At 42.9% G+C, this 15,837-nt stretch carries 9 protein-coding genes; 1 reads left to right on the top strand and 8 read right to left on the bottom strand.

Annotated elements, in window-relative coordinates:
- Nucleotides 1-50: 50 nt before the first annotated feature.
- The 4 genes from M5U24_RS12185 to M5U24_RS12170 all read right to left on the bottom strand — a co-directional run bounded on the left by M5U24_RS12185 (nucleotide 51) and on the right by M5U24_RS12170 (nucleotide 10,918).
- Entirely contained in the window at nucleotides 51-2,366 is a 2,316-nt protein-coding gene (locus M5U24_RS12185) for a PA14 domain-containing protein (protein ID WP_099326531.1), read from the bottom strand.
- Between the two features lie 30 nt (nucleotides 2,367-2,396).
- On the bottom strand, nucleotides 2,397-5,336 hold the full coding sequence (locus tag M5U24_RS12180; RefSeq protein WP_099326530.1) for a peptidoglycan DD-metalloendopeptidase family protein: 2,940 nt from the start codon (nucleotides 5,334-5,336) through the stop codon (nucleotides 2,397-2,399).
- Nucleotides 5,337-6,058: 722 nt separating this feature from the next.
- Nucleotides 6,059-7,531 (bottom strand): RCC1 repeat- and reductase domain-containing protein, encoded by a 1,473-nt coding sequence (locus M5U24_RS12175; protein ID WP_315850896.1) that lies wholly within the window; start codon nucleotides 7,529-7,531, stop codon nucleotides 6,059-6,061.
- Nucleotides 7,532-7,669: 138 nt separating this feature from the next.
- The gene (locus M5U24_RS12170) at nucleotides 7,670-10,918 is read right to left on the bottom strand and encodes an SBBP repeat-containing protein (protein ID WP_099326528.1); all 3,249 of its coding nucleotides are present in this window, start codon (nucleotides 10,916-10,918) and stop codon (nucleotides 7,670-7,672) included.
- 151 nt (nucleotides 10,919-11,069) lie between these two features.
- Between M5U24_RS12170 and M5U24_RS12165 the strand changes: the two genes are divergently transcribed.
- The gene (locus M5U24_RS12165; RefSeq protein ID WP_099326527.1) at nucleotides 11,070-12,173 is read left to right on the top strand and encodes an IS4-like element ISCku3 family transposase; all 1,104 of its coding nucleotides are present in this window, start codon (nucleotides 11,070-11,072) and stop codon (nucleotides 12,171-12,173) included.
- A 518-nt stretch (nucleotides 12,174-12,691) separates the two neighbouring features.
- On the opposite strand, the gene M5U24_RS12160 is transcribed toward M5U24_RS12165, so the two are convergent.
- From M5U24_RS12160 to M5U24_RS12145, 4 genes are read right to left on the bottom strand one after another with little or no spacing between them, the layout of a single operon-like run.
- Nucleotides 12,692-13,348 (bottom strand): hypothetical protein, encoded by a 657-nt coding sequence (locus tag M5U24_RS12160; protein ID WP_298202588.1) that lies wholly within the window; start codon nucleotides 13,346-13,348, stop codon nucleotides 12,692-12,694.
- Nucleotides 13,321-13,608, bottom strand: a complete 288-nt coding sequence (locus tag M5U24_RS12155) for a hypothetical protein (protein WP_298202586.1) — start codon at nucleotides 13,606-13,608, stop codon at nucleotides 13,321-13,323. The genes M5U24_RS12160 and M5U24_RS12155 overlap by 28 nt, the downstream gene beginning before the upstream one ends.
- On the bottom strand, nucleotides 13,605-13,847 hold the full coding sequence (locus tag M5U24_RS12150) for a hypothetical protein (protein WP_298202584.1): 243 nt from the start codon (nucleotides 13,845-13,847) through the stop codon (nucleotides 13,605-13,607). Before M5U24_RS12150 ends, M5U24_RS12155 begins: the two co-directional genes overlap by 4 nt.
- Before the next feature lie 58 nt (nucleotides 13,848-13,905).
- Complete coding sequence (locus M5U24_RS12145; RefSeq protein WP_298202581.1) at nucleotides 13,906-15,741, bottom strand: SBBP repeat-containing protein; 1,836 nt, start codon at nucleotides 15,739-15,741, stop codon at nucleotides 13,906-13,908.
- Nucleotides 15,742-15,837 lie beyond the last annotated feature (96 nt).

Raw genomic sequence — 15,837 nt, 5'->3', positions numbered from 1 at the left:
GTTTTTACAAAACGTACAAATTGTATTCAGCTTAAAAAAAGGAAAATTTCTTAATTTCCATCAGACATAAGGCTGACATCGTCAATTCTGAATACCGTAGTATTAGCAGAATCAGTCATTGCCAGAAAATATATTGTGACGGTCTGCCCTTTGTATGAGGTTACATCAAGGCTTTTTTTGCTGTAACTTCCTAATGTTCCTTTATCGGCATTGCTGAAGGTAGCAACTGTTGCTAAATGACTCCCCGAAGAATTTTTGATAACTGTGTAGAGCGCATCATATCCTGATTCATTTGATGTTGTTATGTTATACCAAAAACTGATAGTGGCCGAAGTTGCATTGGATGGGATAGTTACTGCTTGGTACATGGAACCATACGCATTGTTTTTTGGCGTTCCACTACTGTCTACGCCTCCCGCTGCATAGCCCGGTGAGGTGCGATAGTTAGAAAGATTTGTGCCTGCCCAAAAATCACTCGATAGCGTCCATCCGCTTGTACCGGAAGAAAAGCTGCCGTTAGTAATGCGCTCTGATTGACTGGTAGACCCGCCGCAAGTTTTCGCCGTTGCCGAAACAGTATTGGAGTTAGTAGAACCATAAGAGTTCTTGGCCTGGACATGGTAAGAATAAGACGTTCCCGTTGTAATATTGGAACTATTGATGAACTGTGTCACTGATACCCCACTGTAATACAAACTGCCGTTGCGGTAGACATCATACGAGGTTGCATTGCTTGCAGCAGACCAATTCAGCCGTATCTGAGAAGTTGTGCCATCACACTCAGCTGTGGCCGTAAGGTCAGTAATGCTGCCAGGCATATTGCTGACACAAGTTATTGCCGTTGCAGAAACAGTATTGGAGTTGGTAGAACCATAAGAGTTCTTGGCCTGAACGTAGTAAGAATAAGATATTCCAGTTGTAATATTGGAACTATTTATGAATTGTGTCCCTGATACCCCACTGTAATACAAACTGCCGTTGCGGTAGACATCATACGAGGTTGCGTTACTTGCCGCAGACCAGTTCAGCCGTATCTGAGAAGTTGTACCATCACACTCAGCTGTGGCCGTAAGGTCAGTAATGCTGCCAGGCATATTGCTGACACAAGTTATTGCCGTTGCAGAAACAGTATTGGAGTTAGTAAAACCATAAGAGTTCTTGGCCTGAACGTAGTAAGAATAAGACATTCCAGTTGTAATATTGGAACTATTTATGAATTGTGTCCCTGATACCCCACTGTAATACAAACTGCCGTTGCGGTAGACGTCATACGAGGTTGCGTTACTTGCCGCAGACCAGTTCAGCCGTACCTGAGACGCAGTGCCATCACACTCAGGCGTTGCTGTAAGGTCGGTAATGCTGCCAGGCACACTACCAGATGATGCCACCTCCCATGATAGTTTCGCGACAGCGCCCCCATCAGCTTCATAGTACTCCATTTTTATGGTGTAATTCCCTGACGAAAGTGATACATCCACCGTGTACTCTGTTGAGCCTTGATCGATCCATTTCTCAAGCTTCGAAATGCCATCTATGTAAAGTCTGAAACCATCATCACACGTTACCGTGAAGCGATAGGTGTTGGCATCGAAAGAAACCGTCCTCGTCCAGCGAACTGAGAAATCGTCACTATTTATACCACACGAACTGCTTGGACTTCCGCTACCCCAGTCGAAATTGAGATTCCCGCTTCCATCGTCTCTTGTCATGACTGGACTGCCGCTTAAATCCTTGTTGTTGTAATATTCTCCCTTCCATCGGTCTGAAGAGACTGTGGCTGTGCAGGAATTGCTGGATACTTTCTCCCAGGATAGTTTGGCAACTGCGCCCCCGCCAGCCTCATAGTACTCCAGTTTTATAGTGTGATCTCCTGACGAAAGTGATACATCCACCGTGTACTCTGTTGAGCCTTGATCGATCCATTTCTCAAGCTTCGAAATGCCATCTATGTAAAGTCTGAAACCATCATCACACGTTACCGTGAAGCGATAGGTGTTGGCATCGAAAGAAACCGTCCTCGTCCAGCGAACTGAGAAATCGTCACTATTTATACCACACGAACTGCTTGGACTTCCGCTGCCCCAATCGAAATTGAGATTCCTGCTTCCATCGTCTCTTGTCATGACTGGACTGCCGCTTAAATTCTTATTGTTGTAGTATTCCCCCTTCCACTGACCTGAAGAAACTGCCGCAGTGCAGGAAGTAGACTCACTCAGGGTAATACTGTCACTCACCACTGATGATTCAGTATTAGCACTGTTTTTAACCTTAAAGTATACGGTCTTATTTCCATTACCTGAACTCAAGGTAAGGCACTGTAAATAAATAAAGGTATCAAGTAGATCAATTTCATGCTCTGGAAACATGCAATCAAGGCTTCAAAGTGAGACGTTAATTTATTTACAGCGCCTAAAGCTTGGACTCACTGAGTACGTCTGCCAACTGGCGTCGCTAAAACTGGATGATTCACTTGCCATATATTGTGTAGGACTACCCGTTGCCATATTATTCAGCGTTACCGTCCGACTCGTTGTGCTGGATGCATCGTTGTTGATTTTAAAAGAAGTAACGGAAATTGTAGATGATGCCACCTCCCATGATAGTTTCGCAACTGCGCCCCCGCCAGCCTCATAGTACTCCAGTTTTATAGTGTGTTTCCCTGACGAAAGTGATACATCCACCGTGTACTCTGTTGAGCCTTGATCGATCCATTTCTCAAGCTTCGAAATGCCATCTATGTAAAGTCTGAAACCATCGTCACACGTTACCTTGAAACGATAGGTGTTTGCATCGAAAGAAACCGTCCTCGTCCAGCGAACGGAAAAATCATCAGTGCCTATGACACAAGGGCTAGAGCTATTTGGACTACCACTACCCCAGTCGAAATTGAGATTCCCGCTTCCATCGTCCCTTGTCATGACTGGACTGCCGCTTAAATCCTTGTTGTTGTAGTATTCTCCCTTCCACTGACCTGAAGAAACTGTCGCAATACAAGTAGTTGGTGATGATGTGTATGTAAATACATATTTCTCTTCATCATCATCTCCTGTGCTTGTTACTGCTGTTTCTTCTCCGGCAGTTGTCACCCTTACATATACTTCTCCATTACCATCAGGCACAGTCGCAACTATTTCAGTATCACCCCATGAAGTGACCTCGGCTTTTACCGTACCAAATTTTACCGTACCTGCTCCAGCACCAAATCTCTTGCCCGTTATCGTTACTGAAGTGCCAGCACCTTCACTTGAAGGACTTATTGAGGTAATTTGTGGAAGTTCAGTTGCCGCCTCCCAAAGGGTTTCTTTCTTTTTTCCTGTGTATGGATCATCAGTTTTTACCGATGGATGCCAGCCATAGGGGTCAACAACATTCCCTTGTAGATCATAAGTTTTTCTCACTTCGAAATGAAGGTGATAGGGGAATGTTTCGCCACTTGTACTTGTACTTGTATTACCTGATACGGCAATCCATTGTCCTGCCGTCACAGTGTCACCCTTACCCACCCGAAAAGAATCTTTTTTTAAATGGAGATAACTAGTATAGTAGACACCATTGCTTGTGTTATGCTTTATCTTTATATAATAACCACCACCATTTTCCACACCATTTTCCTTATCCCATTGTGCCTTATGAACACATCCATCAGCCGCAGCATAGACACGCTCTTCTCTAACAGGGTAATCGTATCCCCGATGATCATCGTACTGTAAAACCGTTGCGCTGCCGGACGATTTAACGCCTACATAATGATTGTTTATAATAAATGGGCTTTCATCGCTTTTCTTATAACCGCATCCATTACCATTTTTATCACATGTACCATCTGCTTTCTTAGAACCTCCTTCCCCCGTATATGCCACCACATGATTCTTTCCATCCAGTGTTTTCATAGCATGGTCAAAAACACTGGTTATATTGGCAGTGTATGGAGTCCAGTTTTTAGAAGGCGGGTATTTAAGTGGAAATCCCAGCCAGTATTTTGAATTAAGTTGTTTTGGAGGAACACATTCATTTTCATTTATTTCACTGACTGCTGTTGGTGCAGAGATTATTTCTGAGGTGTCGGGTATTATGTTTACATTTTTTCTCCATTCTTCACTCCCCAAACTCCCAACCGTTGACTTCACGCTCCCATCGCCCATCCGCATCATTGAATAGGTATTAAGCACCTCTCCGTCCATTGAACCGATTAGCTCAAATCCCACCGAAGTTTGGTCTTCGTCAGGAATCCCCATAACTGCTGAAAGACCGCTGCCATTTAGAACACCAATGACTTCATACCCAATTACAGACTGGGTAGAAGTGATCTTGAGAATAGCGGTATTTGAAGGTATGGCATCTCCCTCGATAGTATCAATATTAGCGGTATTGATAACATAGGTTACACCCGGCAAAATGGTTTGACTATGGATAATCCCCAGTGAGTTACTGCTGGTATCAAATGCCTCAATGATAACATTGGCTATGTTATTACAAGGATTTAAAATACCCACTTTTGTCCACAAATCGAAGTTTTCTCCTTTGGTTGCTATTGGAAACGTCCAGCCCTTGCTGGTGGTGGTCAGGGCCGGAAGCCCAACAAGGTCAACCGCGGGATAGTCCACAAGCTGAAGTCCAATAATATTACTATCTGAATTGACCCTCACCGTTGACAGGTCTTTTAATATTCTTGGGTCAAAGATATCCACGAGGGAGAAGGTTTTGCTTTCCATTGACGAAAGGGATGGTAAATCATTAAGGTCTATCTCATATCCGTCCTTATCCAAGGCTACAATATCAATACTTGCGGGGTTTGTGTTTGGGTTTAAAAGGGTAATGGTCTTGTATATATAGAGGTCATCGTAACTGAGCAGCGCCGGGAAATCGAGCTGTCTGGATGATTCTTTGATGGCAGGGACTACCTCTGATTTTGTGCCATCACGTGTTTTGAAAATTGCATTGCATATAATGCTGCCATTTGACTCAACCCTTAAGGATTCAGCATCGGTGGGTAATGTTTGAGAATGAAAGGTCTTTGTTTTATTTGCTCTAAGCCTAATAACGTTTTTAATAACCTCAAGGGATAAACCATCTTTGTCGTATGCGGTAAGCGTTGCGTTAACCCTTCTCTGTTTGCATTTACATTCTGAGTTTGTAATGCTTATGGTAGTCTGCCAATCCTTACCAGGATTGATAGTTGAGAGGTATAGGATATTTGAATTGCTGACTATATCCTGATCATTAGCAAGGTTTGAGTTGTTTTTGGTCAATGGGTAAAGGGTTAGCGCTATTACCAGTCCCATTAATAACAAAACAGATTTAATAAGCCTTTTCTTTAAAGGATGTTTTATTAGCATTATAGCCTCCTGTTATGTATGTGGTTTATGGATTTTCCCTTTGTTTGCTGCAGATCAGCCTTAAACATTTATTCTAAAATATAGAAATATAGGAAATATCCCTTATTTCCCCACCAAATAAAGTAAGAAATATGGGCTGTGTCCCTAATTCTCCAATAATTTATTCCCGCCGAAGTTCACTTAATATTCCCTTTAACTATAGGGAATAGAGGGGGAATAGAGGGACACTTCCCAGATTAACTTCTGAAATACGGGAAGTGTCTCAATACTGAAGTTATCCCTATTAGCCGTAACAATTCCTTGTTGCGTTACGGTCATCAACCTGAATAATTAGACATCCCAAGTTCATTTATATACCTTTTACAGTCATACCGTCACTCTTAACTCCGACGACACCGCATAGTTCTACCGTTTTTCTCTTTCTACTTATACGATTACAGATTTCGCCCTCTCCGAGAAATATAGGGACACTTCCCTTATTATTCCACCAGATCAATCAAGAAATATGGGAAGTGTCCCCTAATTCACCCACCATTTTATAAGCAATTCTTTTCATGGCTTTTTCCCCTTCTTTTTTAAGATGAATTGACAAGTTAAAAAATACCATGAAACCTGTGCGAATAAATTTCCCTTATCCTTCCCTCATTTCACTGCACTCGATAGCAGAAAATTTTCCTACGTCAAAATTATATCCGATATGTATTACAAATATCATGGATTAGTTACCTTACCTTTACTGATAATTCCGTAGTTACCCACTCACCCCATTCTTCTATTGAAAAATAGACCTTTGCATTTCCCTTTTTATTCTTGGCTTTTATCGTGAACGTCACATCACCGTTTTCATCAGTTACAGCGCTTGTTGGTGAAACCGATATGAGCTTCTTTCCTTCAGTTTTACTATCAACAACTGCAGTAACCGTCAGGCCTTCAACGGGACATTTAAAAATGGTATTATCATCTTCTATCACATCACCTTGAGCGGCTGTTATGGTTATATCTTTACTTTTCTTTCTTTTAATTTTCAATTTGGCGGCAGACCAGCTCATTATATTAGTCTCGCCACAATCTGATGCCTGACCTAAATTAATATCAACCTGAGCCGGGGTGCTTCTGCTTGAGGTTGTACCGTCTCCCAGTTCACCATCCCCATTATACCCCCATGCCCAGACCGTGCCGTCTGACTTCACGGCAATGCTATGCCAATCGCCAGCTACAATGGCCGTAACAAAGCGAAGTCCTATCACTTGCACAGGAATGTAGCTATCTGCGTTAGCCCCGTCTCCCAACTGACCATCCCAACCATACCCCCACGCCCAAGCATAACCTTCTGAATCCACAGCAAGGTTATGCTTATATCCAGCCGCGATCGTAGTAATATACTGGCCGTAGAAATTCACTTGTATGGGTGTATTTCTATTTGTAGTTGTTCCGTCTCCCAATTGACCGCCTTCGTTATTTCCCCATGCCCAGACCGTGCCGTCTGATTTTAGTGCCAGACTGTGCTGGTCGCCAACTGCTATGGCATTAACATTGCTGAGGCTGCCTACCTGCACGGGTGCAGTTCTATTCGTTTCTGTCTCGTCTCCCAATTTACCATAAGCATTTTCACCCCATGCCCAGACAGTACCATCGTACTTTAAAGCAAGGCTGTGATTATCACCCCCAGCAATGGCAATAACATCGCTGAGGTTACTTACCTGAACAGGTGTAGTGCTGTCTGCGGTTGTACCATCTCCTAATTGTCCATACCAGTTCGCTCCCCACGCCCATACGGTACCATCTGATTTCAAGGCTAGACTGTGTGAATCTCCACCAGCAACTGCGATAGCACCACTGAGATCAGTTACCTTCACGGGGGAACTTCTGTTTGTGTACGTTCTATCTCCCAGATGACCATCATCATTATGCCCCCACGCCCATACGGTACCATCCGATTTTACTGCAAGGCTGTGATGATGCTGTCCACCATCAATGGCAATGACGTCACTGAGGTCGTTTACCTGAACAGGAGTAGTCCTGTTGGTAAATGTTCCATCCCCTAATTGCCCATCCCCATTATGTCCCCATGTCCAGACTGTGCCGTCATACTTTAGGGCAAGGGTGTGTGAATCCCCTGCCGCAACCTTTGGTTCTGTCGTTGTTGTAGGGGTTGGTGTTCCAGTTGTACCCGTTACTGAAACCGTATTTGTTATTGTTGTGCTATTACCATCAGCATCTAGATTATCTGAGTAAGGCGCTGTAAATAAATTAACGTCTCACTTTGAAGCCTTGATTGCATGTTTCCAGAGCATGAAATTGATCTACTTGATACCTTTATTTATTTACAGTGCCTAAGACACAGTTATAGTATCATTTACTCCAACACCTATTTTTCGAGGAGATGCAGACAAGTCTGTCGTATCGCCCGTCACGAATGTACCCTTAAAACTGCCAGAGTTCACATTCATTTCCATTAACCCAAGATAGAAGCCTGTTGTATCTGAATTTGATTTAATTCTCACATTTCCAGTATCGGCATAGCTACTGGTTGTATTTAAATCCCAATCCACGACTGTTACTACAACAGAATCATATAGAGATACTTCTGACGGACTTACAGATAAGGCAGCAGTGTGACCACCTGGAGTAAGCGTTGTTGTAGGGGTTGGTGTTGTCTTAGACGTATACGTATAGGTGAGTGTATATGAATTTGTAGTATTCGATGAGCCACTGAATCCGTATATCTTGATATAGTAATTTCCCGTTGAAGTGGCATCGTAGTCAATCGACTCGCTCACACCACTCCCATTAGTAGAACTGACGATTTTCGCATAAGAAGCATCATACAGCTCTAATTCATAATCATTGGAAGACGGAACCGTTAAGGACAGTGATATTGTACCTTCGATTGTTATATTCACCTTAAACCAATCCACGTCACTATCCGAGCAAATCTTGCCACTGTAACTCGATCCAGAACGCAAAGGTCCGTAAGCTTCAGACGTACTGTTGTTAGGCTCGTAGCTGTCAGTACACGTAGTTGGAGTTGGTGTTGGTGTTGGTGTTGGTGTTGGTGTTGGTGTTGGTGTTGCTGATGTGGCAGAAAGATTGCCGTCCAGCTTAGATACAAAGACATCATAACCATAATAATAAGAGGTATCATATGCCCCACTCGTAGTCGGAAAGCCTCCTCCGCTAGTCCAACCCGTTACATATACATTCCCGCTTGTGTCTAGGACGAGAGAATAACCCTCATCATCATTAGACCCGCCCAGGTACGTGGATGCCAGCAGGCTCGTTAATCCACTGTTCAGCTTCGAGACAAAGACATCAGAATCATCACTATCGGAAGTATCATATGCACCCCTCGTAGTCGGAAAGCGTGATGACTCAGTTTGCCCCGTCACATACACATTCCCGTTCGTGTCGAGGGCGAGGGAATAACCATAATCATCACTAAGCCCGCCCAGATACGTGGATGCCAGCAGGCTCGTTAATCCACCGTCCAGCTTAGATACAAAGACATCATAACCATAATTATAAGAGGTGTCATATGCCCCGCTCGTAGTCGGAAAGAGTGGTGACATAGTATACCCCGTCACATATACATTCCCGCTCGTGTCGAGGGCAAGAGAACGACCCTCATTATAACCAGGCTCGCCCAGGTACGTGGATGCCAGCAGGCTCGTTAATCCACTGTTCAGCTTCGAGACAAAGACATCATGAGAACCAGTTTGACTCAAAGATGTATCATATGCCCCACTCATCGTCGGAAAGTCTGATGACTTAGTATACCCCGTCACATATACATTCCCGCTCGTATCGAGGGCGAGGGAATAACCATAATCATCACTAGACCCGCCCAGGTACGTGGATGCCAGCAGGCTCGTTAATCCACTGTTCAGCTTCGAGACAAAGACATCAGAAGAACCAGTTTGAGAGGTATCATATGCCCCACTCGTCGTCGGAAAGTCTGATGACATAGTATACCCCGTCACATATACATTCCCGCTCGTGTCGAGGGCGAGGGAATAACCATAATCCTGACCAGACCCTCCCAGGAACGTGGATGCCAGCAGGCTCGTTAATCCACCGTCCAGCTTCGAGACAAAGACATGTTCCTGATAATTACCACCAGTAAAAGAGGTATCATATGCCCCGCTCGTCGTAGGAAAGTCTGATGACCCGGTCTTCCCCGTCACATATACATTCCCGCTTGTGTCGAGGGCTAGAGAATAACCACAATTATAATCAGACCCGCCCAGGAACGTGGATGCCAGCAGGCTCGTTAATCCACCGTCCAGCTTCGAGACAAAGACATGTTCCTGATAATTACCACCAGTAAAAGAGGTATCATATGCCCCGCTCGTCGTAGGAAAGTTTGATGACTTGGTATACCCCGTCACATATACATTCCCGCTCGTATCGAGGGCAAGGGAATAAACATAATCATTATCAGACCCGCCTAGGTATGTGGAGGCTAGTAGGGGGTCGATGATTAGTTCATATGTTTTGTCGTAAGAGGCGACTTTGAAGCCGTACTCCAATTTTGGATTTTGGATTTCAGAATTTGGATTGTGTTTATGGGTGGAATGGACAAACTTTTTTGTCCGTGTTTTATTGTAGCTTGCTGATTTCCAATTTGGAATTTTTTGATTCCGTCTCCCGACTTCTGGATTCTGAATGTCGTATTCAACATCTACCGCCACCCGATTCCCATCGATTTCCTGATATGCTATGGGTTTTGTAAACTTAACCATCCCCAATTCCGTTTCTGCTTCAAGCTGCCCTTCGTCATTTACACGCAAATCTTTTGCACCACTGAGCTTTACCTGTATTTGATCGGGGTTTGCATCTGGTTTTACACAAAAAAGCTTCTCGACATTATTTCCATACGCCTTTAATTTGAGTTCTATACCGTCGTAGACTTCACCAAGCGATACTACATCATATGCTGAAATATTGGTTTTCCATTGAGATGTGTCATTTCCCTTAAAATAGCTCACCTTTGTTACAGCCTTTTCATTTCCAGTTATCTCATGAACTCTGCCACCTACAAGCGTCTCTTTAATGGCAACTCCCTGGGTGTCTTGACCGATATTCTTAGCAATGCCAGCTAAAAGACAATTGGTACAATATGGGATGTTTGCTTCATGATGCAAGATGCACGATAAACGATTTGTGGTATTTGACATGTTTCGTGGACCCTGAATCATGCATTTTGCCTCTTGATTCTTCGAACATCGAACTCCCGACTCTGAACTATTATTCGGCAACGCATACACAATCTCGCCGTCTTTTGTCACGAACACCGTCCCGCCAAATGTATTGGCATAGAATTTCACCTGTTCATCTACCTGTCCGTTGTTGGCTATAAAGGGTATTTGAAGCTTCTTTGTTTTCTGGGCAAATGCCGCCGAGTCTAATTTCGGATCCCCGGTCGAAGTCGAGGACAAGTTTTGGATTGTAGATTGCGGAATTGAGCTTTTGAATGATTGTTTATTTGAGTTTTCATGGCTTGCTATCAACGATGGGATGGAAAATACTATCAGAAAAAGAATTGCTGATACTGTAAAAACAACACAATTTCTTTGTATCATGGCAGCCTCCGGAATTGGTAGTTGTATCGATGGAGAAATCCAGTCCACCCCCTGCACCCATAAGCGCTAACTTGTTTTATTGACAAATTTTATTCATCATGGTATTTTTATGTTAATTATCCCGCTAATCACTCTATAGGAGGATAAAGCCATGATGAGAGAAGATTGGGATCTTCTAAGAACTTTCTTCCCAAACGATTGGAAAAGTTTAGCCGTTGATACAAATGCTTTAAAAGGCTTGCGCAAGGATAAATCTGAAGAAAAGCTTCTTCGAACATTATTAATTCATTTAGGATGTGGCTATTCATTGCGTGAAACAGTAGTTCTAGCCAAGCGTGCTAACTTAGCAGATTTATCCGATGTTGCCTTATTAAAGCGATTAAAAAAGAGCAAAGAATGGCTATATAAATTATGTTTATCTTTATTCCGTGAGCGTGGCCTCCAAATTAATAAACGGAATAATTTTCATCTTCGCTTATTTGATGCAACAACAGTAAAGGAACCTGGGAAAACAGGAAGTCTTTGGCGCATTCATTATAGTATTGAGGTTCCTTCATTATCTTGCGATTTCTTTAAACTTACGGGAACTGAAGGAGAAGGCACAGGAGAATCTTTTCGGCAGTTTCCGATGAAAAAAGATGATTATATTATAGCTGACAGAGGTTACTGTACTGGCCAAGGAATTCATCATGCAACAAGGAAAGGCGCTTATCTTAGCGTTAGAGTTAATTCGCAATCTCTACGGATATTCGGCGAAGAAAAGAAACCCTTTCCTTTATTGAAAGAAATCCAATATTTAAAAAGACCCCTTGCTATAAAATCATGGAACGTTTTTATTCCAAACGTTGATAATACTGAATATGTCAAAGGTCGTCTTTGTATAATACACAAAACAGAAGAAGCCATTAAAATAGCTCATAAAAAACTTAAAAGACATGCAAGCAAAAAGGGCATTGAACTAAAACCGGAGACCCTTATTTATGCCAAGTACGTAATAGTATTCACAACGTTTCCTGAAAATCAATTTACCGCTTTTGATATCTTAGAATGGTATCGAGTTCGATGGCAAATTGAACTGGTCTTTAAAAGATTTAAACAAATAGCACAATTTGGACACTTACCTAAATACGATGATGATAGCTCAAAAGCTTGGCTTTATGGCAAACTATTCGTTGCTCTTTTGACAGAAAAACTAATAGATTTTGCTACGTCTTTTTCCCCCTGGGGATACTTCATTGTCAAGCAAGAAGACTAAAAGCAAATGGCGTGAATTTGCTTTTATGCTTAATCAAGTAAAACGGGCTATAGAACCAGCGTTATCATTACAGGAAGTTCTTAAGTGCTGGAATGACATTGCTTGTTCTTTAGCAGAAAATACAAGAATCCGAAAAACACAGATATCAAAATACTTCGAGCATACCTAAAACAAGTTAGCGCTTATGCCCCCTGCACCCCCGCCAGCGGGGGACATGGTTTGAACAGGAGCATTCCCGATTTTTGGTTAACTAATTGTACATTGTACCACAAGCATCCTGCTTGTGGTGTTTTACCCTCAAGCTGGAAGCTTGAGTTACTATTCTTCCCCTCCCCCCTGCTAATGACATTTTTACAAAAAATCGGGAATGCTCCCGATAAGTATTAAAAATGACAAACAAAAAGCAATGCCGTAACGTTTACCCTTCAATCTTCCTTTTCCTGACTGTAAAGGGAAAACACGTGTTAATAAAGGCATTAGACCTGTTAATTTAAATTTCTGGTTATTATTTATCTGAACTATACATAATTTGGCGATACACGATAATCAAAAATTCCATTAAGGTCGTGGTCAATTTCCATTTCAAGATTTGGGTTTTCATCTGGAGAAAATCTAAGTGTTGCCTTGCCGTTCCTGGGAATTTCAAGCCAGTCAAATTCCACTTCGCACACTTCCTTTGTATTCCTGTTGTATCTGCTGATTTTCAGGGTTACTTCTTCGCCGTCGAGGGAATAGACTTCAAATATCTGGTCCTTTTCTGAATACAATATTTTAATGGTTGCGCATCCACCACAAGAAGTATCAAACGAACAATTATCCAAAAGGTTCGAAACATTACCCTCTATATCATGGGCAATAATTTTGATATTGGAAGAAGCACAAATTTCATAATCTGATGGCTTAGGACTTGTTGCCCACAATATTGGTTTTTCCCAACGACCACCTATTTCATCATCTATGTAATCAATGTAGGGCGGACTTGAGGGACCGGAATTATACCCGTATATAATATCGTAATCTCTTTTGTTATTCATTTTCTTTTTAGTCTGCTTTCCCCAGTACCCTTTCCAATATATCCAATCTTGATTTTCCTCTGTCCAATCAGTCATGTCTTCAATTACATAAGCATATTTTTTTGTACTCGTTTTTATTTCATCAATTTCAGCATTAGACATAGTATCCGGATGTAATACGTCACCATTATCAGCTGTCTCATCAGTACAATCCATGCACGTTGCAGGTTCTTGATACCACTTGTGATTTCCAGGTTTGTTCCAACACCCGTGCCCCCCAAAGTCATATATACCAAAGGGTGATTTCCATCATCGCTTTTGCTTACCTCTTTGTCATCCCATAAGAATGTTTGCCCGCCACGATGAAAAGAATAGGTAATTTTCCATGGCTGCTTATTGCTGTCTAAAATAATCTGGATCATTTCCCAGTCCCCTTCGTGCTTATTACCGCCTTCATAAGAGCCGCTCCAATCATTGTAAACATAAAAAAACCAATATTGAAGCACTGTTTTTGTTTTATCCTCTTCGCTAATAAATTTACGGCCATAAACAGTTTGTCGTTCTTTCCATTCCTCCTTTTTGCCTTCTTCTCTGCCTTCTTTTTTAGCTGAAGATAATAATAGTTATCATCATTGTAATCATCCATATTGTAATCATTCATTAACAAATCTGTAGTAAGTTTTTTATCTTTTGTATCTACTTGTTCTCCTTTATATTTTTTACACGTACCATCTTTTTTTTTCTTTTTTACATATTTTTTCGTATAGTTCTGAATTTTCCAACATTACTTTAACATTTGTAGGATGTAATCGCTCCTTAGAGTGCATATACAAAATCGGCGCGTATTTTTCCAGGAGGTTTTCTTCCTCTGGGCTTGTTGTTGGAGACGGTGTTGGTGCAGGTGAAGGCGTGGGCGAAGGGGTAGGTGTGGTTGCAGCAGAGGCAGAAAGATTACCGTCCAGCTTCGAGACAAAGACATTATAACTTCCACCATTATGAGAGGTATCATATGCACTACTCGTCGTCGGAAAGCCTGTTGATCCAGTAGACCCCGTCACATATACATGCCCGCTTGTGTCGAGGATAAGAGAATTACCAAAATCATAATCAGACCCACCAAGGTACGTGGATGCCAGCAGGCCCGTTAATCCATTGTTCAGCTTCGAGACAAAGACATCATAACCACCATTAAAGGATGTATCATATGCCCCGCTCGTGGTCGGAAAGTCTGTTGACGTAGTAAACCCCGTCACATATACACGCCCGCTTGTGTCGAGGGAGAGAGAATAACCCCAAGCCTCACTAGATCCGCCCAGGAACGTGGAAGCAAGCAGGCTCGTTAATCCACCATCCAGCTTCGAAACAAAGGCAGCATAACCACCATTAAAAGTGGTATCATATGCCCCGCTCGTGGTCGGAAAGTTTGGCCCAGCAAGCCCCGTCACATATACGTTCCCGCTTGTGTCGAGGCTGAGAGAATAACCCCGATCATCACCAAACCCGCCCAAGAAAGTGGATGCCAGCAGGCTCGTTAATCCACCGTCCAGCTTCGAGATAAAGACGGCACTGCCGCTATTAAAAGAGGTATCGTATGCCCCGTTCGTAGTCGGAAAGTCTGTTGAAGGAGTATTCCCCGTCACATATACGTTCCCGCTTGTGTCGAGGGCAAGAGATTTACCATAATCATCAGCAGACCCGCCCAGGTACGTGGATGCCAGCAGTCTCGTCAGTCCACCGTCCAGCTTCGAGACAAAGACATCATAATAACCACCATTAAGAGAGGTATCATGTGCCCCGCTCGTGGTAGGAAAGTCTGATGAAGAAGTATTCCCTGTCACATATACATTCCCGCTTGTGTCAAGGGCGAGAGAATTACCAATATCATCATTAGACCCGCCCAGGTACGTGGATGCTAGCAGGCTCGTTAATCCACTGTCCAGCTTCGAGACAAAGACATCACCATAATAATTACCACCATTATAGGAGGTATCATAAGCACCGCTCGTGGTCGGAAAGTCTGTTGAACCAGTATACCCCATCACATATACGTTCCCGCTTGTGTCGAGGGTAAGAGAATACCCCGACTCACCACCAGACCCTCCCAGATACGTGGATGCCAGCAAACTAGTTAATCCACTATTCAGCTTCGAGACAAAGACATCCATATAACCATTAAAAGAGGTATCATAAGCCCCGCTCGTCGTCGGAAAGTCTGATGAATAAGTCCACCCCGTCACATATACGTTCCCGCTTGTGTCGAGGGCGAGAGAATTACCAAAATCACCACTACTAGACCCGCCCACGTACGTGGATGCCAGCAGGGGGTCGATGATGAGGTCTTTTGTGCAGTCGTAGCTTGCTACGGTGAAGCCGTATTCTAATTGCGGATCCCCGATCTCAGTCGAGGACAAGTTTCGGGTTTCGGATTTCAGATTTGTTTTACATTCCGCATTCTGCATTCCACAATCCGCAATCGTATATTTACATTCCACGTCCACTCGTCTGCCGTTTATTTCCTGATATGCCACGGGTTTTGTAAACTTTACCGCCCCCAAGCTTTGTCTCTGCCACAAGCTGTCCTTCGTTATTTACCCGCAAATCTATTACACCACTGAGCTTTACCTGTATTTGTTCGGGGTTTGCGTCTGGTT

This window comes from Candidatus Kuenenia sp., from assembly GCF_027493735.1.
Lineage (GTDB): Bacteria > Planctomycetota > Brocadiia > Brocadiales > Brocadiaceae > Kuenenia > Kuenenia stuttgartiensis_A.
This window is presented reverse-complemented; position numbering and strand designations above follow the sequence as displayed.